The following is a 20389-nucleotide window of genomic DNA, read 5'->3' on the forward strand; positions in this document are numbered from 1 at the left end:
TGCAGATGCCGGATTATCCGCAATCACCGCCGCAAAAGTCAAAACAAGCTCACGTGCGGCGTGTGCGAGGCATCTTCTATCGCTCGCTTATACGCGAATTCGCCTCCATCGGCATGCTGGTGTTCGCCATTCTGCTCGGAATCGTGGTTTTCACCCAGTTGATCCGTTTCCTCGGCGAATCGGTGAGCGGTTTGCTGGCTGTGGATGGTGTGATGGTGATGCTGGGTTTCAGCGCCATCAACTATCTGCCTGTCCTGTTGTCGATCAGTCTGTTCCTTTCGGTGTTGATCACGCTGACGCGTTGTTACCGCGACAGCGAGATGGTGGTGTGGTTCTCTTCCGGCATCGGCCTGACGCGATGGATACGCCCTGTGCTCGGGTATGCACTGCCTGTGACGGCCGTCATCGCATTGATGAGTCTGGTGTTGTCGCCTTGGGCGCTTTCCAAAGCGGATGAATACAAACGCCGTCTGGACAGTCGGGACGATGTCTCGGTCGCCTCGCCGGGCGCATTCCGAGAATCGAAACAGTCCGATCGCGTGTTCTTTCTGGAAGGTGTCGATTCCGAGAACAAGCGCGTCGGGAACATATTCGTGCGCTCTGTGCAGCATGGCAAGGAAGGCACCATGGTGGCGAAAGAGGGCTATCAGGAAACAGCCGAGAATGGCGACCGCTTTCTGGTGCTGCTGAACGGTACGCGCTACGAGGGCATCCCGGGGCAGGCCGATTTCAGGATCGCCGAGTTCGACCGTTATGCCATGCGCATCGAGCCGGCCGAACTGGGTAAGGAGCAGCCCAACCTGAAAGCCTATTCCACGGTCTATCTCGTAAAGCATCCCACGCCGCGCAACCTGTCCGAGCTGGAATGGCGCCTCGGTCTGCCGATCAGCGCATTGATCCTTGCCTTGCTGGCCATCCCGCTAAGTTACGTGGATAACCGCTCCGGGCGTTCGCTGAATCTGATCACGGCCATCGTGATCTACATGTTCTACAACAACATGATCAGCGTGACCAACTCTTGGGTGGCGCGGCAGAAGGTCGATGCGGTGACCGGCTTCTGGGGGTTGCATCTGCTGATGCTGGCGCTATTGATGGTGTTCTTCTATCACCGGTCTTCGGTTTTCTCCTGGCGGCGCTGGAAGCGATGAAGCTGCTGACCAAGTACCTCTCGCGTGAGATCTATTTCAGTGTGGCGCTGGTCTTCGCCGCGCTGCTCATGTTGTTCGCGTTGCTGGACCTGATCAGCCAGTTGAATGAGATGGGGCGCGGCGATTACAGCCTGGGTTACATGCTGCTCTACGTGGTATTGATCCTGCCCGGGCATGTCTACGAACTCTTTCCTGTCGCGGTACTGATAGGCACTATCTTCGCGCTGGTGCAGATGGCGGCCAATTCGGAATTGACGGTGTATCGCGCATCCGGCGTGTCGCTGAAACAGCTGATCTTTGCGCTGTTGCGCATCGGCGCGCCGCTGCTGGTGCTGTGCCTGTTGTTCGGCGAAGTGGTCGCGCCTTACAGCGAACAGTTGGCGCAGCAGACCAAGCTTAAGGCGCAGAAGGCACAAGTGAACCTGAGGGAGTTCCGCTCCGGCGTATGGGTCAAGGACGAAGGCAGTTTCGTCAACATCCGTAACGTGCTGCCAGACACATCGCTGCTGAATGTCAGCATCTACCAGTTCGATGAGAACTATCGCCTGGTCAGTGTCACGGCCGCCAAACGCGCGACCTTCCTGAAAGAGCGCCTGTGGCGGCTGGAAGATATCCAGCGCACGAATTTTGCCGGGCAAGGCGCCTCGGCCGAGAGCCTGCCGGATATGGAGTGGCATACAGCGCTCAACCCCAATCTGTTGAATGTGCTGCTGGTGTTGCCAGAGCAGATGTCGGCGCTGGATCTGTACCAGTACACCCAGCATCTGGCGGACAACAAACAAAGTACGGCGCGCTATGACATCGCTCTCTGGAACAAGCTGGTGTATCCGTTCGCGGTGCTGGTGATGATGTTGCTGGCGCTACCCTTCTCGTCCTATCAGCGACGCGAGGGGGGTATCGGCGGCAAGATATTCGTCGGCGTCGTGCTGGGACTGAGCTACCACTTTGCCGGCAGATTGTTTGCGAATCTGGGCGCGCTCAATGAGTGGCCCGCGGCATTGAGTGCTACGGCGATGACCTGGATTTTCCTGGGGCTGGCGCTTGCCATGCTGTGGCGCACCGAGCGCAGATGATCGCGCTCATTGATTGTCCGGTTGTGATTCCTGCTCACGCACCATCTGTTTGACGGCTTCCCGCTTTTCCTCGGGCACTTTGCTGAAAGCGGTGAACTTTTCACGGGCGCGTTCGCGTTGTGTATGCGACAGATCGGCCCATTTCTGTATCTGCGAGATCAAACGCTGCTGCTTCTCGGGGGGCAGTGAGGGGTAGGCTTTCGCCACTCCGATGAAGCTTTTCTGTTCGCTACGCGGCAGGGTCTCCCAAGTCTGCTCCAGAGGGGAGAGTATCTGCTGGGCGGTCGGGCTGAGCGTATCCCACTTTTCGGCACTGGCTGACAACGGAAGCAGTGCCAGGATAAGCAGTGGCAGCAGCGTATGCATACGAATCGGACGCATCGCGCTGAATTTAGTCCACATACATGTGCAGCGGCAGATCGTCGGTCAGGATGGCCAAGTCGATAGCGGCATGGTCGTGCCAAGTCGATTGGTTCCAATGCCAGCCGCCGGCCAGCACTGCAGCAAGCAGCAGCAATCCACCGGCCCAGTTAAGCGCCCGGTGGTGATGGGATTCATGTCCGTGGTCGGTGACCAGATGATGCAGTCGCGACAACAGCGCCGCGGGCGCAGTAGTGCGATGCCTGCTCAGTGCCTGTCGGCGCGCGGCATGCAAACGATCCAGTGTGTCGTGGTCGAGTTGCTGCGCTGCCCGATCCAAAATAGGGGCGAGGTCGTCGAGTTTCAGTTTGAGTCCCATGACAGGTCTATTCCCTTCGCTTTCAAAGTGGCGGCCATCGCATGCGTGGCGCGCGAACAATGCGTTTTGACACTGCCTTCGGTGCAGCCCATGACGGCGGCGGTCTCGGCGGTGTCCAATCGCTCCCAATAACGCAGTAAAAATGCTTCCCGTTGACGTACCGGCAGCTGTTGCAAAGCCCCTTCTATCAAAGCAAGTATCTCGGATTGCTGCAGGGCTGCTTCCGGTGTGGCGGGCAGGCTGGCGTTGTCACCATCCTGCAGCACGTCGAGCGGCTCGAATTCTTCGTCATCATGGTGCGAGGTGAAGGACGAGAACAGGCTGAAGTGTGCGTTACGCACTTTCTGCCGCCTGAAGTAATCAAGGATAGTGGTTTGCAGTATGCGCTGGAACAGCATTGGGAATTCCGCAGCGGGCTTGTCGCCATAGCGCTCGGAGAGCTTGATCATGGCATCCTGCACGATATCCAGCGCCGCATGATCGTCGCGCACGGCATAGGCGGCCTGCTTGAAGGCGCGGCGTTCGACGCTGGCAAGAAAATCGGAAAGCTGTTCTCGGCTGGACACGGATGGAGGTGAGCAAGTTCGCTGGTCGCCGGATGATAGCAAATTCCTGTTGCAGCAAGGGTTTTCGGGCGGTCAAGGCGTGATTGGGGTTGACCAAAAGGCCGCCAGCCTTTATCTTGCGCGGTCTTTCGATTGTTGCGATATATAGGTTTTAGGCCATGGAACTGACCGGTGCAGAGATAACCATACGCTGTTTGCAGGAGGAGGGGGTCGAGTACGTTTTCGGCTACCCCGGCGGCGCAGTGTTGTTCATTTACGACGAGCTGTTCAAGCAGGAGGCGGTCAAGCACGTGCTGGTACGTCATGAGCAGGCCGCCGTGCATGCCGCGGACGGCTATGCCCGTTCCACCGAGAAGGTGGGTGTCGCGCTGGTGACTTCCGGTCCCGGCGTGACCAATGCCGTCACCGGTATCGCCACGGCGTATATGGATTCCATCCCGATGGTGGTGATCAGCGGCCAGGTGCCGACCAGCTTCATCGGCGAGGACGCGTTCCAGGAAGTGGATGCGGTCGGCATCACGCGCCCCTGCGTCAAGCACAATTTCCTGGTCAAGGATGTCAAGGACCTGGCGGCCACGCTGAAGAAAGCCTTCTATCTGGCCAAGAGCGGTCGTCCCGGCCCGGTGCTGGTGGATATCCCCAAGGATGTGTCCAACCATAAGACCGCGTTCGAGTACCCGTCCACAGTCAATATCCGTTCCTATCATCCGCAAGTGACGGGTGATGCCAATCTGATCAAGCAGGCGGCCCAGATGCTGCTCGAAGCCAAGCGCCCGATGGTGTATGCGGGCGGCGGCGTGATTCTGTCCGATGCGGCCAAGCAACTGACCGAACTGGTGCGCCTGGTCGATGCGCCCTGCACCAACACCCTGATGGGCTTGGGCGGTTATCCCGCCAGCGACAAACAGTTCGTCGGCATGCTCGGCATGCACGGCACTTACGAAGCCAATATGGGCATGCAGAACTGCGACGTTCTGCTGGCCGTCGGCGCGCGTTTCGACGACCGCGTAATCGGCAATGTCGCGCATTTCAATTCCGTGCCGCGCAGGATCATCCATATCGACATCGATCCGGCCTCCATCTCCAAGCGCGTCAAGGTCGATGTGCCACTGGTCGGCGACGTGGGCAGCGTGCTGACCGACCTGATCAAGGTGCTGAAGAGCAGCAAGCAAAAGCCGGATGCGCACAAGGATTGGTGGAAGCAGATCGACGAATGGCGCGGTGCGAATTCGCTGAACTACAAGAATTCCAGCGAGATCATCAAGCCGCAGTTCGTGATCGAGACATTGCACAAGATCACGCACGGTGATGCTTACATCACCTCCGACGTCGGCCAGCACCAGATGTGGGCCGCGCAATACTACAAGTTCGACAAACCGCGCCGCTGGATCAACTCCGGCGGTCTGGGCACCATGGGCTTCGGCCTGCCTGCCGCGATGGGTGTGCAATTGGCGCATCCGGGCGAGACGGTCGCCTGCGTGACCGGCGAGGGCAGTATCCAGATGAACATCCAGGAGTTGTCAACCTGCAAACAGTTCAACCTGCCGATCAAGGTGATCGCACTGAACAACCGTTATCTGGGCATGGTGCGCCAGTGGCAGGAGTTCTTCCACGGCAACCGCTATTCGCAGTCCTACATGGATGCGCTGCCTGACTTCGTCAAACTGGCCGAGGCCTACGGCCACGTCGGCATCCTGGTGGAGAAGCCGTCCGATGTGGAAGGCGCGTTGAAAGAGGCGTTCGCCCGCAAGGATGAACTGGTGTTCCTCGATTTCCGTACCGATTCCACCGAGAACGTGTACCCAATGGTGCCCGGCGGCAAAGGCTTGTCGGAAGTGATCTTGGCGGAGGACCTGTAACATGCGACATATCATTTCCCTGTTGATGGCGAACGAAGCGGGTGCGCTGTCGCGAGTGTCCGGCCTGTTCTCCGCGCGCGGTTACAACATCGAGTCGCTCACCGTCGCGCCGACCGAAGATGCGACCCTGTCGCGCATGACCATCGTCACCAGCGGTTCCGACGAGGTGATCGAGCAGATCAACAAGCAGCTGAACAAACTGGTGGATGTCGTGTCGGTGATGGACCTTTCCGACGGTGACCATATCGAACGCGAACTGATGCTGGTCAAGGTGCGCGCGGAAGGTGCCGATCGCGAAGAGCTGAAGCGCATGAGCGATATCTTCCGTGGTCGCGTCATCGACGTGTCGGACAGGACCTACACCATCGAGTTGACCGGAGCCGGTTCCAAGCTGGACAGTTTCCTGCAGGCGATCGATCGCAAGCTGATCCTGGAGACGGTACGTACCGGCGCTTCCGGCATCGGACGCGGCGAACGCATCCTGAAGATTTAACCCCTTTCTTTTACTGATTTTTTCGACGAGGCCAACATGAAAGTTTATTACGACAAAGACGCAGACCTGTCCCTGATCAAGGGCAAGCAAGTGACCATCGTGGGTTACGGTTCGCAGGGCCATGCCCATGCGCAAAACCTGAAAGATTCCGGCGTGAGCGTGACCGTTGGTCTGCGCAAAGGCGGCTCTTCCTGGGACAAGGCTGTGGCCGCTGGTCATAAAGTCGCCGAGATCGCAGACGCAGTCAAAGGCGCTGACTTGGTGATGTTGCTGTTGCCAGATGAGACGATGGCAGACATCTATCGCGAAAACGTTGAAAAGAACCTTAAGTCGGGCGCTGCATTGGCATTCGCCCACGGTTTCAATGTCCACTACAACCAGATCGTGCCGCCTGCAGATGTGGACGTCATCATGATCGCGCCTAAAGGCCCAGGTCACACCGTGCGTTCCGAATATCTGAAGGGTGGCGGCGTCCCGACACTGATCGCTGTGTATCAGGACAAGACTGGCAAAGCAAAAGACGTGGCACTGTCCTACGCGGCAGCCAACGGCGGCACCAAGGGTGGCGTGATCGAGACCAACTTCCGCGAAGAGACCGAGACTGACCTGTTCGGCGAACAAGCCGTGCTGTGCGGTGGTGCAGTGGAACTGGTGAAGGCTGGCTTCGAAACACTGACCGAAGCGGGCTACGCTCCGGAAATGGCTTACTTCGAGTGTCTGCACGAACTGAAGCTGATCGTCGACCTGATGTACGAAGGCGGCATCGCCAACATGAACTACTCCATCTCCAACAACGCAGAGTATGGTGAGTATGTCACAGGCAACCGTGTGATCGCTGATCAAGCGCGCGCTGCGATGAAGGAATGCCTGACCAACATCCAGAACGGTTCCTACGCCAAGCAGTTCATTCTGGAAGGTCGCACCAACTATCCAGAAATGACAGCACGTCGTCGTATCAATGCAGAGCATCCGATCGAAGTTGTCGGCGGCAAGCTGCGTGCGATGATGCCTTGGATCGGCAAGAACAAGCTGGTCGACCAATCCAAGAACTGATCGCAGTAACAGATAGAAGGTGAAGCAGATGCTTCACCTTCTTTTCATTGGTCGTCACTTTTCCGGCAATTTCATATGAGCAACTATCCGCATCCCATCATCGCCCGCGAGGGTTGGCCTTTCCTGGCGATATCGCTGGTCGTCGCACTTGCCGTCTCGGCATGGTGCATCACATGGGCGATCCCGTTGTGGATCATCTTCGTGTTCGTGTTGCAGTTCTTCCGTGATCCGGCACGTGTCATTCCGCAAGAAGCGGGTGCCGTGCTGTCACCTGCGGATGGACGTGTGATCAAAGTTGAACGCACCACCGATCTGTACGGTGAGCGCGAAGCCATTCTGGTCAGCGTGTTCATGAACGTGTTCAACGTGCACTCCAACCGTAGTCCGGTCGATGGCGTCATCGAAAAAGTGCAATATTTCCCCGGTAAGTTCGTCAATGCCGATCTGGACAAGGCGTCGAGCGAGAACGAGCGCAATGCCATCGTGCTGAAGACCAACGAAGGGCAGACCGTGACCTTTGTGCAAGTGGCGGGCCTGATCGCACGCCGCATCCTGTGCTATGTCAATGCGGGTGATGCGCTGTCGCGCGGCCAGCGTTACGGTTTCATCCGTTTCGGTTCGCGCGTGGATGTCTACCTGCCGCTCGATGCTACCGTCAAGGTCGCCATCGGTGATAAAGTGCGAGCCACTGAAACCATATTAGCCAAACTGGCCTGAGCTGATGACCATGATGAACACCCGCAGCAAAATGAATCTGCGTCGGCGCAGCATCTATCTGTTGCCCAACCTGTTCACCACCGCTGCGCTGTTCGCCGGTTTCTACGCCATCGTGCAATCGATGAATGGCCGCTATGAGATCGCGGCAGTGTCTATCTTCATCGCCATGGTGCTGGATGGTCTGGACGGTCGTGTCGCACGTCTCACACACACACAGAGCGAGTTCGGTGCAGAATATGACAGCCTGTCCGATATGGTGTCGTTCGGTGTCGCACCGTCCATCCTGATGTACGAATGGGCGTTCCGCGATCTGGGTAAGTGGGGCTGGTTCGCCGCCTTCATCTATTGCACCGGTGCCGCATTGCGTCTGGCACGTTTCAACACCAACATCGATGTGGTCGACAAACGCTACTTCCAGGGGCTGCCCAGCCCGGCGGCAGCGGCGCTGGTGGCCGGTTTCGTGTGGGTCATGCTGGATAACAAGTTCACCGGTTACGACCTGCGCTGGTATGCCGCTGCCTTGACCGTGTTCGCTGGCCTGTCCATGGTCAGCAACTTCAAGTACTACAGCTTCAAGTCGATCAACATGCGCAAGAGCGTGCCGTTCTTCGTGATCTTCCTGTTCGCGCTGTTCTTCATCTTTGTGGCGCAGAATCCGCCGCTGCACCTGTTCCTGCTGTTCTTCGGCTATTGTCTGTCGGGCTATGTGATGAGCCTGATAGATCTGCGCAAGAAGCCTTCCTCGCCGCAGCCATAAGTTTCGATTGGATAATTAAAAAGGGCGCATCTCACGATGCGCCCTTTTTTTGCAGGTAGTTGGCCTGTGCTTACTTGGCAGACTTCTGGCGGCTGAGTTCAGTCAGACGCAGGATCTTCGCGGAGGAGAACAGGCCGCGCAATTGCGGCTGTTTGCCTTCCGCGACTTCCAGCACCGGCATGTGGGTCTTGCCGGCTTTTTGCATGGCTGTCAGCACATCCTTCACCGTGGCTTTTTCCACGTCGTGCATCTCGGCGACCACCCAATCCTTGGTGTGTTCCATGATGTCGCTGACGCGGATGTCCTTATGGGTCACAGCACGGTCAGCAAAGCCGACGCTTTGCAGGAATTCCATAGGCTTGGAGCCCATGATGTCGTAAGCGGTGATGGATCCCAGCAGCTTGTCGGAACCTTTCTCCTTTACGAAGGCGATACGTAACCCGGCGACCTTCATCTCGTGCAGTGCCTGGTCGATGGTCTCATCCGGCGTGATCTTGAACATACCGCGCACGTGGAAATCGGTCATCACGGACGTGGCGGGGTCCTTCAGTTCAACCTGCCAAGGCTCGTTATGTGGCTCCAGGATGTCCTGGACGTGGCTGGTGGTCTTCAGCTCGGTAGGCTGCGGCGGGCGATGCGGCATGGAACTCTCTCCTTAGAACAGATGGTTGTTGTCGATACGGTGCAGATTATAGCTGCAAGGTGATATTTCGTCAGTGTAAAGGCGGAGGATGATCCCAATCAGCTGCGTTGCCAAAGTGTCTCAGCACGGCCTTCGGAGCGATTGATCTCGCGGCACAGGATGAACAACAGGTCGGACAGGCGATTGAGGTATTGCAAGCCATGCATCGGGGCCAGGTTCTCCCGCGCCAACGGGGCGTATTCACGTTCGGCGCGTCGTGCGATACAGCGGGCGACATGGCACAAGGCCGCCGCCCGATTGCCGCCGGGCAGGATGAATTCCTTCAAGGGCGGAAGATCAGCATTGAAACGAACGATGGCGGTATCCAGCTTAGCCAATCTCGCTGCATCGAAAGGGGCACCGGGCGTGGCCAGCACGCCGCCGAGGTCGAACAGCTCATGCTGTATATCCAGCAGTTGCTTGCGCACGGCTTCCGGCAATGACTCGGTCAACAGCAAGCCGAGCTGGCTGTTCAATTCATCCACGCTGCCGATGGCCGCGATGCGAGGATCGTCCTTGGGCAGGCGAGAGCCGTCCGCCAACCCCGTTGTGCCGTCGTCGCCGGTGCGTGTGGTGATCTTCGACAGTCTCATTGCCGCTCCAGACAGGAGAGATACACCGCCGCATCCGGTGCAGTCTTGTTGCGCTGTGCCTGCCAGATCATCTCGCCCAGACAATCCATCATGGCGTGCTGCGCCTCGTGCTCGGATTGGTATTTCTGCGTCAGCCGTGCGAACTGCTCGCGGATGCCGTGCGGCTGGCCGATGCTGATCTGCTCCTCTATGGTCAGGTGCATCATCAGGTGCAAGAAGGGGTTCACCACATCGCCATCCGGCGCGAAATCCTTGTCCTGATTGTGCTCGGGGTCGTTGAACAGCGCGTGGTACTCGGGATGCTTGCCGATGAGCTGCGCAGTCAGGTCTTCCAGCGGTGACAGCAGTTCACCGGCGCTGCGTTTGCGCCAGGATTCGAACAGGAACAGCCGTGCTTCGTCGCGTGTCGGTTGGAACATCAGAACACCTTTTCCTTGAATTCGCACAAGTCCTGTATGCAGCACTCGCCGCATTTCGGCTTGCGCGCCACGCATACATAGCGCCCGTGCAGGATCAGCCAGTGATGCGCGTCCTGCATGAATTCCTTCGGCACGAACTTCATCAGCTTCTTCTCCACTTCCGCCACATCCTTGCCGGGCGCGAGGCCGATGCGGTTGCTGATGCGGAAGATGTGTGTGTCGACCGCGATGGTGGGCTGGCCGAAGGCGGTGTTGAGGATCACGTTGGCGGTCTTGCGGCCCACACCGGGCAGCGCTTCCAGCGCCTCGCGCGTCTGCGGCACTGCGCCCCCGTGCTGTTCCAGCAGGATGCGGCACATCTGGATGATGTGTTTGCTCTTGGTCTGGTACAGGCCGATGCGTTGCACGTATTCGCGCAGGCCGTCTTCGCCCAAATCGAAGATCTTCTGCGGGGTATCGGCGACGGGGAACAGTTCGCGCGTGGCTATGTTCACGCTCTTGTCGGTCGCCTGCGCCGAAAGGATCACCGCCACCAGCAATTCGAAATCGGACTTGTGTTCCAGCTCGGTAGTGGGATGCGGGTTGGCGGCTTGCAGGCGCAGGAATATCTCGCGCCGTTTGGCTGCGTTCATCCCTGTGCCGCCTCGGGCAAGGTCTCCGGTGCGGGCTGGCTGGAGACTTTCTTTGCCGCGCGCAGATCGAGCCAGTTCTTGGCAGCGATGATCAGGCCGAGGCCGATAAACGCGCCGGGCGGCAGGATGGCCAGCAGGAAACCGTGATAGTCGGGGATGACCGGGATCACCCAGGCTTTGGCCTGTTCACCAAACAGTAGATCGATGCCGGACAGCAGTGTGCCTTTGCCCACGATCTCGCGCAGGCCGCCCAGTACCGCCAGCACGGCAGTCAGCCCCAGTCCCATCATCATGCCGTCGAAGGCGGAGGGCAGCACTGGGTTCTTGGAGGCGAATGATTCTGCGCGTGCCAGCACGATGCAGTTGGTCACGATCAGTGGCACGAAGATGCCGAGCACGATATACAAGCCGTACAGATAGGCGTTCATCAAGTATTGCACCACGGTCACCAGCACCGCGATGATTAGCACGAACACCGGGATGCGGATCTCGTTCGGCACATAGCTGCGCACCGGCGCAACGGTCGCGCTGGAGAGTGTCATCACCAACGTGGTGGCAAGGCCCAGACTGACGGCATTGACCAGCGTATTGCTGACCGCCAGCAGCGGGCACAGCCCGAGCAGTTGCACCAGCCCCGGATTCTGTTTCCACAGACCGTTGTAGGCGATGTCCTTTATTTCGGTGAGCGTCATTTTCGTGCTCCTTTCGCGGGCTGCGCATCGGCGATGAACAGTTCGTCGCGATGCGCTTCGAAATATTGCAGTGCACGGTTCACTGCCTTGATCACTGCGCGCGGCGTCACGGTGGCCCCGGCCATGTATTCGAACATGCCGCCGTCCTTGCGCACCTTCCACATCTCATCCTTGAATAGGGTGCGCGAACGGCCGTCGAAGGTCTTGATCCAGTCGTGCTTGGCGATGTCGATGTAATCCCCCAGGCCAGGCGTCTCGTTGTGGTTCACCACGCGCACGCCACCCAGCGAGCCGTCGGGGTGGATCGCCATGATCAGTGCGATCTTGCCGCTGTAGCCGTCCGGCGCAACAGCTTCCAGCACCACGGCGACCGGCTGCCCGTCTCGCCGTGCGATATGCGCCTGTGTCGCTTCATCGGTTCCCAGCATCTCATCCGCCGCGACCGTGTGGATGTCCTGCATGATGTCGTTGTCGTACGAGCTGGGTGGCAACAGTTGCGATACCAGCTTCAGCTTGGCTTGCTCCACCGTGGCGGCGATGGTGTCGCGCGTCAGGTAATAGGTGGCGGACAGGATGGCAGTGCCGATGATGGCGAAGAACACCAGATTGACTGCGGTCTGCAGCGAGGAACGGGCGATGCGCTTCATCGTTCGCTCCCTTTCTTCTTGCCGAAGATGCGCGGCTGCGTCCAGGCATCGATCAGCGGTACGCACATGTTCATCAGGATGGTGGCGAACGCGACACCGTCCGGGAAGCCGCCGTAGGCACGGATCAGGAAAGTCAGCAGGCCCGCACCGATGCCGAATGCGATACGGCCTTTGGCGGTGGTCGGCGAGGTGATCGGATCGGTCAGGATGAAGAACGCACCGATCATGGCCGCGCCGGAGAACCAGTGGAACAGCGGCGGCGCATAGTGCGCGGGATCGATCAGGTTGAAGATGCCGGACAGTGCGAACAAGGTACCCAGGAAAGCCAGCGGCAACTGCCAGGGGATGATGCGTGCGATCAGCAGATAGATGCCGCCCAGCGCAAAACCGGCCGCCACCATCTCGCTACCTTTGCCGGCCAGTCGGCCGTAAATGGGCAGGTCGCGGATGTCGCTCATTGGCATGCCCAGATGCAATTGCGTCTTCATCGTATCCAGCGGCGTCGACATGGTCAGCGCATCCAGTTGCATGCCGACCGGCAGCACGCCGGAGAATACATAACGCAGTTGGTCGCCGTAAGTCAGGACGCTGTGCCCCATGCCTTGCGGGCTTAGCCACTGCGTCATCTCCTGCGGGAAGGAGATGATAAGCACGGCATAGCCGATCATCGCCGGATTGAACGGATTGCTACCCAGTCCGCCATACAGATGCTTGGCGACCGCGATGGCGAATGCAGTACCGACCACCGGCAACCACCAGGGCGCGAGCGGCGGAATCGACAGCGCGATCAGAACGCCGGTGAGCAGGGCGCTGTAATCAGCCAGAAAGGGGCGCACCGGCCGGTCGCGCAACTTGAGCATCAGCGCCTCGGTTGCCAGTGCGGCAGTCACCGCCAGCGCGATGGAGACCAGGATGGCCGGGCCGAAATACCACACATACAGCGTGATGCCGGGCAGCAGCGCATACAACACGCGCAGCATGATGCGGTCGACGGTGAGCGGGCGCGTGATGAAAGGGGAAGACAGCATATCGGTCAGTTTCCTTGGCTGTGTTTCGGCGGTTCGTCGTCGGCACCGGCATCGGCCGCCAGCTCGTGGATATGCGCGCGGCGTGCTTCGATCGCTTCGATCTCGGCGCGCTGTTCGGGGGTGAGCGCCTCGGTGTTCTTGGGTGTGGCTGCCGCAGCCTGTTCCTTGGCGCGCGCCAGGGCCGCATCGATACGCATCTGCTGGGTATCGTCGGCATCGGCGGTTGGATCGACAGGCGTCGCGATCACAGTTGCAGCCGCTGCCTTGGCTTCCGCCGCCGCGCGTTCCTTCTGTGCCAGGCGCTCGGCTTTTTCCTGCTTCTCGCGTTCGATGCGGAACTGGCGGAACTCGTGCCGTTCGCGCGCCAGATCGGCGGCGCGCTTTTCCAGGTCGCGCGCACGGATCTCGCTCTTGGCATAGCGGTAATACTGTACCAGCGGGATGCTGCTCGGGCAGACATAGGCGCAGGCGCCGCATTCGATGCAGTCGAACAGGTCGAATTCCTGTGCCTTGCCGAAGTTGTGCGACTGGGAGAACCAGAACAGGTCTTGCGGCTGCAACTCTACCGGGCAGACCTGTGCGCAGCGCGTGCAGCGGATACACGGCATGGGGGCGGGCGGCGGCGGGAACAGCGCATCGCTGGCTGCGATCACGCAGTTACTCGCTTTCACCAGCGGCACGTTCACGGCGGGCAGTTCCACGCCCATCATCGGGCCGCCCATGATGTAACGGTTGGTATCGGGTTTGGCGACACTCAGCGCGATCAGGTCACTGAAAGGCGTGCCGATCAGCGCTTCGTAGTTGCGCGGCTGCTCGACATTGCCGGTGACGGTGACGACGCGCGACACCAGCGGCTCGCCATGCTCGACCGCGCGATGCGCGGCGTAGGCGGTCGCCACGTTGAAGCACTGCACGCCGACATCGGTGGGCAACTTGCCCGATGGCACCTCGACGCCGGTCAGCACCTTGATCAGGTGTTTGGCGCTGCCGCCCGGGTAGAGGGTCGGCACGGCGACCACCTTGAACGGGTGGCTGCTGTCGTCGACCGCGCGCTGCATCGCGGCGATGGCCTGCGGCTTGTTGTCCTCGATGCCGATCAGCACCGCGTCGGTGCCCAGCGCATGGCGCAGGATCTCGATGCCGCGCACGATGCCTTCCGCGCGTTCGCGCATCAGCATGTCGTCGCAGGTGATATAGGGTTCGCACTCGGCGCCGTTGATGACCAGTGTGTCGACCACGACCGGGTGGCTCAGCTTCATGTCGCTGGGAAAGGCCGCACCGCCCAGCCCCACGATGCCGCAACGGCGCAGATGCTTCTGCAATTCGTCGGACGACAACTGGCGATAGTTCAGCGGCTGCCGCACGCCCCATTCATCCAGTCCGTCCGGAACCAGCGTCGCGCACAGATCGGGCAACGCCGAAGGGTGGGCGATCTGCTGCAGTTCGATGGCGGTGATGGTGCCCGAGGTCGGCGCATGGATGGAACTGGAGATCATCCCCACCGGTTCGCCGATGAGCTGACCTTTAAGCACCCGTTCGCCGACCTGTACCACTGGTTTGGCCGCGTCGCCGGCATGCTGGCGGAACGGCACGATCAGTTGCGCGGGCAGCGGTGCGGACATGATCGGCGACTGCGTTGATTCTTTTTTGTGCGTGAGCGGATGGATGCCGCCGTGGAAACTGTGCAGCCTGGTCATGAGGTCTGCCTCAACTTGAACACCGGATAGCGCCATTTCCAGTTGGTCAGCTGCTCTTCGATGGGCACCATGCTGATGCAATCCACCGGGCAGGGCGGCACGCACAGCTCGCAGCCGGTGCATTCGGCGGCGATGATGGTATGCATCTGCTTGGCGGCACCGGCGATGGCGTCCACCGGGCAAGCCTGGATGCACAAGGTACAGCCGATGCAGGTCTGCTCGTCGATGAAGGCGACCGCTTTCGGTTTCGGTTGCGCATTCTCGCCGAACGGTTTGAATTCCACGCCCAGCAGTTCGGCCAGCTTGTGGATGCCTTCCTCGCCGCCCGGCGGGCACAGGTTGATGTCAGCCTCGCCCTTGGCGATGGCCTCGGCATAGGGTTTGCATCCGGGATAGCCGCACTGGCCGCATTGTGTCTGCGGCAGCACCGCATCGATCTTCTCCGCCAGCGGATTGCCTTCTACGCGGAAGCGGATCGATGCATAACCGAGGATCATGCCCAGCAGCGCCGCGAGGGCGATCATGATCCACAGCGCAGTGATCATTTAACCAGGCCCGAGAAGCCCATGAAGGCGAGGCTCATCAATCCTGCAGTGACCATGGCGATAGCGGTGCCACGGAAGACGGCGGGTACGTCGGCACCCTCTAGACGTTCGCGCATGCCGGCGAACAACACCATCACCAGAGTAAAGCCCAGCGCGCCGCCGAGACCGAACAGCAGCGACTCGATGAAGTTATGTTTGGCCTGCACGTTCAGCAGCGGGATGCCGAGCACTGCGCAGTTGGTGGTGATCAGCGGCAGATAGATGCCCAGCACCTGATACAGCACCGGGCTGGTCTTCTTCACCACCATTTCGGTGAACTGCACCGTGGCGGCGATGACCACGATGAACGACAGCGTGGTGAGATAAGCGAGATCGGGCCCCAACAGATAGTGATTGACCAGATAGCTGGAACCGGAAGCGATGGTCAGCACGAAAGTGGTGGCCGCGCCCATGCTGAGCGACGTCTCCAATTTCTTGGAAACGCCCATGAACGGGCACAGCCCGAGGATCTTGACCATCACGATGTTGTTCACGAACACCGTTCCGATCAGTATCAGCAGATAGTCAGTCATTGCAAGGAGCGCGAGGCGCGAAAAAACAGGGGCGGATTATGCGCCGGAACGGGGGGCGCTTCAACCGCAGGCAGGCTATAAGCATATAACTTGCAGGCGGTTGAAGGGGGTCAGACCTTGTTGTCGACAGTGTGTATCGCGGCCGCACATTCTGTTACCAGTTCCTGCCCGCGATACACCAATCCGCTATAGACCTGCACCAGCGCGGCACCGGCCTGCATCTTCTCCACGGCATCCGCGCCTTTGAGGATGCCGCCCACGCCGATGATGGGCAGGGCGCCATTCAGTTCGGCGGCGAGTTGACGGATCAGGGCGGTTGACTTGTCGCGCACCGGCGCGCCGGAGAGGCCGCCTGCTTCGTTGCCGTGCGGCAGGCCTTCCACGCCTTCGCGCGACAGGGTGGTGTTGGTGGCGATGACGGCGTCGATACGGTGTTTGGTGAGTAGCGCGGCGATCTGTTTGATCTGTTCGCTATCCAGATCGGGCGCGATCTTTACGGCCAGCGGGACGTATTTGCCATGTTGTTGCGCGAGTTTTTCCTGTTCCGCTTTCAGTTGGCCGAGCAGTGCATCCAGTTCGTCGCCGCCCTGCAGCTGGCGCAGGTTCTTGGTGTTGGGCGAGGAGATGTTGATGGCGACGTAGCTGGCATGCTGATACACCTTGCGCAGTCCGATCAGGTAATCGTCCGCCGCCTTTTCGATGGGGGTGTCGGCGTTCTTGCCGATGTTGATGCCGAGGATGCCTTGGTACTTCGCGCGCTTCACGTTCTCGATCAGCGCATCCACGCCGCCGTTGTTGAAGCCCATGCGGTTGATCACGCCCTGCGCTTCGGGGATGCGGAACATGCGCGGTTTGGGATTGCCGGGCTGGGCGCGCGGTGTCACGGTGCCGATCTCGATGAAGCCGAAGCCGAATGCGGCCAGCGCGTCGATCACTTCGCCGTTCTTGTCGAGACCTGCGGCCAAGCCGACCGGGTTGGGGAAGGTCAGGCCCATCACGGTGCGCGGATCATTTGCGGGGCGCTTGAACATCATCGAGGTGAGGCCGAGGCATTGCGCGGTCTTAAGGCCGTCGATGGTGGCGTGGTGCGCGGTCTCGGCATCGAGCGCGAACAGGGCGGGGCGGAACAACTGAAAAAATGACATCACTGCTCTTTCTTGGAAACGACTGGAATGGGAAACGATTTGCGTTTGAACACTTCGCCGCGCGTCTTGCCGCGCCAGTATTCGGCGATCACATCGCCCAGTTGCAGGCTGAGCAGGCCGAACAGGGCGTAGCCGAGTTGCGCGAAGGCGGCGTTGGGCACTTGCACGATCAGCGTGCCGCCGCCGAGACGGAACGCCAGCACGGCGACGTTGCACACCAGCAGACCGGACAGCGCGGCACACAGCACACGCCCCCAGTCGCCGGTCGCCAGTTCGGCGAAGATGCTGCGTTCATGCCACAAGGCTTGCAACGAGATCAGCAACAGTAGCGGTGCGAGCCACATCAACCAGAACAGCAACTCCGGCCAGGCTGCGCCGCCGATCAATCCCAGCAGGGCGAGCGGTGCCAACACATTGACGGTATGGCTGGCCGAAAGCGACGGCATGGCAGGCAGCCGTGCCAGTCGCTGCAACAGGCCGGGCAGCCCGGCGAGCAGGGTGCGCAATCCCAGCACGGCAGGCAGCAGCAAGGCGAACAACAGGGTCAGGGTCAGCATGCCTGCTGTATCCAGCTCGGCAGGGGCCAGCCAGCTTTCCACATAACGATTCAGATAGAGCAACAACCACCCGCTCACCGCGCCCGCCACACTCAGGGCGATCAGGTAATGGCGTTGCAGCTTGAGCAGGGAACGCTGACGGTTGCCGACCTCGATCGCGATGAATAGTGCCAGTATCGCGCCCAGTGATATCAGCAATGGCTGCACTGGCTGTGTCGCCAGTTCGCCGAAGCGCCAATCGACTTCGCCGTCGGATAATAACGATCCGGCAAAGGGCAGGGCGAGTATCAGTGATACGAATAGTGCCAGACGGGTCAGCATGTGCGGTCCTTGTGTTCGAGTCGTTGCCAGAATCCGTCGCGCAGACCTTGCAGGGGTTGGAAAGTGGCTTTGTATGCCATCTTGCGCGAGGCGGCGATCCAGTAGCCGAGATAGAGATAAGGCAGTTCCAGTTTTCGGCACAGCTCGATCTGCCACAGCACGTTGTAAGTGCCATAGCTGGCACCGGGTACATCCGGATCGTAGAAGGTGTAGACCGCGGACAGGCCGTCCTTCAAAACATCCACGATGCTGACCATGCGCAGGGCACCGTTCTCGCGGAATGCCACTAGCATGCTGTCCACGTGACTCTGCAGCAGGAAGTTGCGGTACTGCTCGGGATCGTCGTCCGCCATGCTGCCTTCGGCATGGCGCGCCTGCTGGTAACGCCGGTACAGTTCGAAATATTCCGGCTTGTCCTCTAGCGGCAACAACTCGACATGCAGGTTGCCATGCTTCTTCCAACTGCGGCGCTGTGAGCGCGTGGCAGTGAATGTATTCGCCTCGACGCGCACCGGCACACACTGACGGCAGGTGTCGCAGCGCGGACGGTAAGTGAAGGTGCCGCTGCGGCGAAAGCCCTGCCGCACCAGTTCGGAATAGACCTGAGCGTTGATCAGGAAGGACGGCGTGGCGACCTGCGAGCGCGCTTCCAGTCCCTCCAGATAACTGCATGGATAGGGCGCAGTCAGATAGAGCTGGATGGAAGAGAGCGGGATATCGTTGAGCAGACTCATGCGGGATACGGTGTTGGCGCGAGCGGTGTGCAAGTGTACCAATTCCGCGCTCGCGGCGGTAACCCCGATTTTGCAGGGGTTTGCGGCGTGCGGGCGGAAGAGTAGAGTGCTGACAAAAGAAGAAAAGAGGGGGGCGTATGCAAGACAAAAGTCATGAGCCTGCGCAGGCGCAGCGACGGTTCTGCATCTTGTGCGTGTGGTTCGGGGCGCTGGCCCATCTGAGCAAAGACTCGCGACGGGTCGCCTGGGCCGGTGTGGTGATGGTGCCGCTGTTCTGGTTGCTGGATGGTGCCATAGACGTCTATATGTTCGGTCTGGGCGAAGCATTCCATCATGGGCTGTTCGAGTTGGAGCCGGTCGAGCTGTACATGCGGCTGCTGGTGTCCGTGCTGTTCGTCTTGTTCGGACTGTATGCCGCCATCCTGCTCGATCGCGCCGAGAAGGCCGGGCATGCACTGCGCGAGAGCAATGCGGAACTGGAGAGGCTGAAGGCGGAGCTGGAGCATCTGGTGGTCGCCGATCCCCTGACCGGCACCTACAACCGGCGCAAGTTCCACGATGTGCTGGATCGCGCCGTATCCAATGCCATACGCCATGACCATCGCTTCGCCTTGCTGATGATTGATATCGACCACTTCAAACTTATCAACGACACTCACGGTCACCAGGTCGGTGATAAGGTGTTGCGCGGTGTTTGCGAGCGCATAAGCGGGGCGGTGCGCAGTGCGGATCAGCTGTTTCGTGTCGGCGGCGAAGAGTTTTGTCTGCTGGCGAATGTGGCGGGTGATGAGGATATCGGGCCGCTCGCCGAGAAATTACGCATGGTCGTGGCGGATCGGCCGTTCCCGGTGGTGGGGAATATCACGGTCAGTATCGGCATCGCCCACTTCAGGGAAGGCGATACGCAGGAAAGCATCTACGCCCGCGCCGACGACGCAATGTATGAAGCCAAGCGCATGGGGCGTAACTGCGTGGTGTCCAGCGCAGCCTGATTCACCAGTTTGCAACGTCGAACTGCCATCGGGCGGGCGGAGCATGCGATGCGGTCAGCCGCGCTATCTCGGTGGTGAACGACTGACGCGGTATCTCGCGCGCGCCGAGCGACGCGAGGTGTGCGGTGTTCATCTGGCAGTCGATCATGCCGAAGTCCCAGCGTTGCAGTTGTGCGCACAGATGTGCCAGCGCGATCTTGGATGCGTCGCTGCGGCGGCTGAACATGGATTCGCCGTAGAACATCTTGCCGATGCTCACGCCGTACAGACCGCCGACTAGTTCATCATCCATCCAGGTCTCCACCGAGTGCGCGTAGCCCTGGCGATGCAACTCACAATAGGCGCGTACCATCTCATCCTGTATCCAGGTGCCGTCCTGCCCGTCACGCGGCGCGGCGCAGGCACGCATCACTTGCTCGAAGGCAGTGTCGGTGCGCAGTTGGTAAGCACCACGGCGCAAAGTCTTGCGTAAGGAATTGGAGAGTTTGAACTCGGCAGGGATCAGCACCATGCGCGGATCGGGGCTCCACCACAGGATGGGGTCTCCTTCGCCGAACCAAGGGAAGATGCCGTGCCGGTAGGCATCCAGCAAACGTGCGGGCGACAGGTCGCCACCGGCGGCCAGCAAGCCGTTCGGATGTCTGAGGGCTTGTGTGACAGGCGGGAAAGGGGTGTCTTCTTGCAGCAGCAGGATCATGCCTTGAGCATAGAACAACTTGCCGGATTTG

At 59.9% G+C, this 20389-nt stretch carries 25 protein-coding genes; 8 read left to right on the forward strand and 17 right to left on the reverse strand.

The window, feature by feature from the left end; translation table 11 throughout:
- Positions 1–53 precede the first annotated feature (53 nt).
- Together lptF and lptG are read left to right on the forward strand one after the other, a co-directional pair.
- Positions 54–1148 carry an LPS export ABC transporter permease LptF gene (lptF, locus tag ACYCZ5_RS12760; RefSeq protein ID WP_461545181.1) on the forward strand — a complete coding sequence of 365 codons (1095 nt, stop codon included), beginning with the start codon at positions 54–56 and terminating at the stop codon, positions 1146–1148.
- Positions 1145–2221: an LPS export ABC transporter permease LptG gene (lptG, locus tag ACYCZ5_RS12765; RefSeq protein WP_461545182.1), complete on the forward strand. Its 1077-nt coding sequence runs from the start codon at positions 1145–1147 to the stop codon at positions 2219–2221. The genes lptF and lptG overlap by 4 nt, the downstream gene beginning before the upstream one ends.
- Positions 2222–2227: 6 nt before the next feature.
- On the opposite strand, the gene ACYCZ5_RS12770 is transcribed toward lptG, so the two are convergent.
- Genes ACYCZ5_RS12770 through ACYCZ5_RS12780 form a run of 3 tightly spaced genes read right to left on the reverse strand, consistent with a single transcriptional unit; the run spans position 2228 to position 3526 of the window.
- Positions 2228–2623 (reverse strand): DUF3106 domain-containing protein, encoded by a 396-nt coding sequence (locus ACYCZ5_RS12770; protein WP_461545183.1) that lies wholly within the window; start codon positions 2621–2623, stop codon positions 2228–2230.
- Positions 2613–2960 carry a DUF3619 family protein gene (locus tag ACYCZ5_RS12775; RefSeq protein WP_461545184.1) on the reverse strand — a complete coding sequence of 116 codons (348 nt, stop codon included), beginning with the start codon at positions 2958–2960 and terminating at the stop codon, positions 2613–2615. Before ACYCZ5_RS12775 ends, ACYCZ5_RS12770 begins: the two co-directional genes overlap by 11 nt.
- On the reverse strand, positions 2945–3526 hold the full coding sequence (locus tag ACYCZ5_RS12780) for an RNA polymerase sigma factor (protein WP_461545185.1): 582 nt from the start codon (positions 3524–3526) through the stop codon (positions 2945–2947). Before ACYCZ5_RS12780 ends, ACYCZ5_RS12775 begins: the two co-directional genes overlap by 16 nt.
- Before the next feature lie 158 nt (positions 3527–3684).
- On the opposite strand from ACYCZ5_RS12780, the gene ilvB reads away from it, so the two are divergent.
- From ilvB to pssA, 5 genes are all read left to right on the forward strand, one after another.
- Positions 3685–5385 carry a biosynthetic-type acetolactate synthase large subunit gene (gene ilvB, locus ACYCZ5_RS12785; protein WP_461545186.1) on the forward strand — a complete coding sequence of 567 codons (1701 nt, stop codon included), beginning with the start codon at positions 3685–3687 and terminating at the stop codon, positions 5383–5385.
- Position 5386: 1 nt separating this feature from the next.
- Positions 5387–5878, forward strand: coding sequence for an acetolactate synthase small subunit (ilvN, locus tag ACYCZ5_RS12790; RefSeq protein WP_461545187.1), 492 nt, complete (start codon positions 5387–5389; stop codon positions 5876–5878).
- 36 nt (positions 5879–5914) lie between these two features.
- Positions 5915–6931: a ketol-acid reductoisomerase gene (gene ilvC, locus ACYCZ5_RS12795; RefSeq protein ID WP_461545188.1), complete on the forward strand. Its 1017-nt coding sequence runs from the start codon at positions 5915–5917 to the stop codon at positions 6929–6931.
- A 75-nt stretch (positions 6932–7006) separates the two neighbouring features.
- Positions 7007–7648, forward strand: a complete 642-nt coding sequence (locus ACYCZ5_RS12800; RefSeq protein WP_461545189.1) for a phosphatidylserine decarboxylase — start codon at positions 7007–7009, stop codon at positions 7646–7648.
- 4 nt (positions 7649–7652) lie between these two features.
- A complete protein-coding gene (gene pssA, locus ACYCZ5_RS12805; RefSeq protein WP_461545190.1) occupies positions 7653–8405 on the forward strand; it encodes a CDP-diacylglycerol--serine O-phosphatidyltransferase in 753 nt (250 codons plus the stop codon).
- Positions 8406–8475: 70 nt separating this feature from the next.
- Here the strand turns inward: pssA and ACYCZ5_RS12810 are convergent, their stop codons facing one another.
- From ACYCZ5_RS12810 to ACYCZ5_RS12870, 13 genes are all read right to left on the reverse strand, one after another.
- A complete protein-coding gene (locus ACYCZ5_RS12810) occupies positions 8476–9048 on the reverse strand; it encodes a CBS domain-containing protein (protein WP_461545191.1) in 573 nt (190 codons plus the stop codon).
- A 98-nt stretch (positions 9049–9146) separates the two neighbouring features.
- Positions 9147–9680, reverse strand: coding sequence for a cob(I)yrinic acid a,c-diamide adenosyltransferase (locus tag ACYCZ5_RS12815; RefSeq protein ID WP_461545192.1), 534 nt, complete (start codon positions 9678–9680; stop codon positions 9147–9149).
- Positions 9677–10099 carry a DUF1841 family protein gene (locus tag ACYCZ5_RS12820; protein WP_461545193.1) on the reverse strand — a complete coding sequence of 141 codons (423 nt, stop codon included), beginning with the start codon at positions 10097–10099 and terminating at the stop codon, positions 9677–9679. Before ACYCZ5_RS12820 ends, ACYCZ5_RS12815 begins: the two co-directional genes overlap by 4 nt.
- Positions 10099–10731, reverse strand: coding sequence for an endonuclease III (nth, locus tag ACYCZ5_RS12825; RefSeq protein ID WP_461545194.1), 633 nt, complete (start codon positions 10729–10731; stop codon positions 10099–10101). The genes ACYCZ5_RS12820 and nth overlap by 1 nt, the downstream gene beginning before the upstream one ends.
- Positions 10728–11423, reverse strand: a complete 696-nt coding sequence (locus tag ACYCZ5_RS12830; RefSeq protein ID WP_461545195.1) for an electron transport complex subunit E — start codon at positions 11421–11423, stop codon at positions 10728–10730. Before ACYCZ5_RS12830 ends, nth begins: the two co-directional genes overlap by 4 nt.
- Complete coding sequence (rsxG, locus tag ACYCZ5_RS12835) at positions 11420–12070, reverse strand: electron transport complex subunit RsxG (RefSeq protein WP_461545196.1); 651 nt, start codon at positions 12068–12070, stop codon at positions 11420–11422. The genes ACYCZ5_RS12830 and rsxG overlap by 4 nt, the downstream gene beginning before the upstream one ends.
- Positions 12067–13098, reverse strand: a complete 1032-nt coding sequence (locus ACYCZ5_RS12840) for an RnfABCDGE type electron transport complex subunit D (RefSeq protein ID WP_461545197.1) — start codon at positions 13096–13098, stop codon at positions 12067–12069. Before ACYCZ5_RS12840 ends, rsxG begins: the two co-directional genes overlap by 4 nt.
- Positions 13099–13103: 5 nt before the next feature.
- Positions 13104–14795 carry an electron transport complex subunit RsxC gene (rsxC, locus tag ACYCZ5_RS12845; protein WP_461545198.1) on the reverse strand — a complete coding sequence of 564 codons (1692 nt, stop codon included), beginning with the start codon at positions 14793–14795 and terminating at the stop codon, positions 13104–13106.
- On the reverse strand, positions 14792–15340 hold the full coding sequence (gene rsxB, locus ACYCZ5_RS12850; protein WP_461545199.1) for an electron transport complex subunit RsxB: 549 nt from the start codon (positions 15338–15340) through the stop codon (positions 14792–14794). The genes rsxC and rsxB overlap by 4 nt, the downstream gene beginning before the upstream one ends.
- Positions 15337–15912: an electron transport complex subunit RsxA gene (gene rsxA / locus ACYCZ5_RS12855; RefSeq protein WP_461545200.1), complete on the reverse strand. Its 576-nt coding sequence runs from the start codon at positions 15910–15912 to the stop codon at positions 15337–15339. The genes rsxB and rsxA overlap by 4 nt, the downstream gene beginning before the upstream one ends.
- A 110-nt stretch (positions 15913–16022) precedes the next feature.
- Positions 16023–17057: a quinone-dependent dihydroorotate dehydrogenase gene (locus ACYCZ5_RS12860; RefSeq protein WP_461545201.1), complete on the reverse strand. Its 1035-nt coding sequence runs from the start codon at positions 17055–17057 to the stop codon at positions 16023–16025.
- Positions 17057–17935 carry a hypothetical protein gene (locus ACYCZ5_RS12865; RefSeq protein WP_461545202.1) on the reverse strand — a complete coding sequence of 293 codons (879 nt, stop codon included), beginning with the start codon at positions 17933–17935 and terminating at the stop codon, positions 17057–17059. The genes ACYCZ5_RS12860 and ACYCZ5_RS12865 overlap by 1 nt, the downstream gene beginning before the upstream one ends.
- Entirely contained in the window at positions 17929–18669 is a 741-nt protein-coding gene (locus ACYCZ5_RS12870) for an arginyltransferase (RefSeq protein ID WP_461545229.1), read from the reverse strand. Before ACYCZ5_RS12870 ends, ACYCZ5_RS12865 begins: the two co-directional genes overlap by 7 nt.
- A 137-nt stretch (positions 18670–18806) precedes the next feature.
- Between ACYCZ5_RS12870 and ACYCZ5_RS12875 the strand changes: the two genes are divergently transcribed.
- Positions 18807–19661: a GGDEF domain-containing protein gene (locus ACYCZ5_RS12875; RefSeq protein WP_461545203.1), complete on the forward strand. Its 855-nt coding sequence runs from the start codon at positions 18807–18809 to the stop codon at positions 19659–19661.
- Between the two features lies 1 nt (position 19662).
- Here the strand turns inward: ACYCZ5_RS12875 and aat are convergent, their stop codons facing one another.
- Positions 19663–20358, reverse strand: a complete 696-nt coding sequence (aat, locus tag ACYCZ5_RS12880; protein WP_461545230.1) for a leucyl/phenylalanyl-tRNA--protein transferase — start codon at positions 20356–20358, stop codon at positions 19663–19665.
- Positions 20359–20389 lie beyond the last annotated feature (31 nt).

This window comes from Sideroxydans sp. (assembly GCF_054604835.1).

What these genes read in the sequence shown, in the direction of transcription:
- lptG (WP_461545182.1), top strand. Translation starts at nt 1,145, where the DNA reads ATGAAGCTGCTGACCAAGTACCTCTCGCGTGAGATCTATTTCAGTGTG.
- ACYCZ5_RS12770 (WP_461545183.1), bottom strand. Translation starts at nt 2,623, where the DNA reads ATGTGGACTAAATTCAGCGCGATGCGTCCGATTCGTATGCATACGCTG.
- ACYCZ5_RS12775 (WP_461545184.1), bottom strand. Translation starts at nt 2,960, where the DNA reads ATGGGACTCAAACTGAAACTCGACGACCTCGCCCCTATTTTGGATCGG.
- ilvB (WP_461545186.1), top strand. Translation starts at nt 3,685, where the DNA reads ATGGAACTGACCGGTGCAGAGATAACCATACGCTGTTTGCAGGAGGAG.
- ilvN (WP_461545187.1), top strand. Translation starts at nt 5,387, where the DNA reads ATGCGACATATCATTTCCCTGTTGATGGCGAACGAAGCGGGTGCGCTG.
- ilvC (WP_461545188.1), top strand. Translation starts at nt 5,915, where the DNA reads ATGAAAGTTTATTACGACAAAGACGCAGACCTGTCCCTGATCAAGGGC.
- ACYCZ5_RS12800 (WP_461545189.1), top strand. Translation starts at nt 7,007, where the DNA reads ATGAGCAACTATCCGCATCCCATCATCGCCCGCGAGGGTTGGCCTTTC.
- pssA (WP_461545190.1), top strand. Translation starts at nt 7,653, where the DNA reads ATGACCATGATGAACACCCGCAGCAAAATGAATCTGCGTCGGCGCAGC.
- ACYCZ5_RS12810 (WP_461545191.1), bottom strand. Translation starts at nt 9,048, where the DNA reads ATGCCGCATCGCCCGCCGCAGCCTACCGAGCTGAAGACCACCAGCCAC.
- ACYCZ5_RS12815 (WP_461545192.1), bottom strand. Translation starts at nt 9,680, where the DNA reads ATGAGACTGTCGAAGATCACCACACGCACCGGCGACGACGGCACAACG.
- ACYCZ5_RS12820 (WP_461545193.1), bottom strand. Translation starts at nt 10,099, where the DNA reads ATGTTCCAACCGACACGCGACGAAGCACGGCTGTTCCTGTTCGAATCC.
- nth (WP_461545194.1), bottom strand. Translation starts at nt 10,731, where the DNA reads ATGAACGCAGCCAAACGGCGCGAGATATTCCTGCGCCTGCAAGCCGCC.
- ACYCZ5_RS12830 (WP_461545195.1), bottom strand. Translation starts at nt 11,423, where the DNA reads ATGACGCTCACCGAAATAAAGGACATCGCCTACAACGGTCTGTGGAAA.
- rsxG (WP_461545196.1), bottom strand. Translation starts at nt 12,070, where the DNA reads ATGAAGCGCATCGCCCGTTCCTCGCTGCAGACCGCAGTCAATCTGGTG.
- ACYCZ5_RS12840 (WP_461545197.1), bottom strand. Translation starts at nt 13,098, where the DNA reads ATGCTGTCTTCCCCTTTCATCACGCGCCCGCTCACCGTCGACCGCATC.
- rsxC (WP_461545198.1), bottom strand. Translation starts at nt 14,795, where the DNA reads ATGACCAGGCTGCACAGTTTCCACGGCGGCATCCATCCGCTCACGCAC.
- rsxB (WP_461545199.1), bottom strand. Translation starts at nt 15,340, where the DNA reads ATGATCACTGCGCTGTGGATCATGATCGCCCTCGCGGCGCTGCTGGGC.
- rsxA (WP_461545200.1), bottom strand. Translation starts at nt 15,912, where the DNA reads ATGACTGACTATCTGCTGATACTGATCGGAACGGTGTTCGTGAACAAC.
- ACYCZ5_RS12860 (WP_461545201.1), bottom strand. Translation starts at nt 17,057, where the DNA reads ATGTCATTTTTTCAGTTGTTCCGCCCCGCCCTGTTCGCGCTCGATGCC.
- ACYCZ5_RS12865 (WP_461545202.1), bottom strand. Translation starts at nt 17,935, where the DNA reads ATGCTGACCCGTCTGGCACTATTCGTATCACTGATACTCGCCCTGCCC.
- ACYCZ5_RS12870 (WP_461545229.1), bottom strand. Translation starts at nt 18,669, where the DNA reads ATGAGTCTGCTCAACGATATCCCGCTCTCTTCCATCCAGCTCTATCTG.
- ACYCZ5_RS12875 (WP_461545203.1), top strand. Translation starts at nt 18,807, where the DNA reads ATGCAAGACAAAAGTCATGAGCCTGCGCAGGCGCAGCGACGGTTCTGC.
- aat (WP_461545230.1), bottom strand. Translation starts at nt 20,358, where the DNA reads ATGATCCTGCTGCTGCAAGAAGACACCCCTTTCCCGCCTGTCACACAA.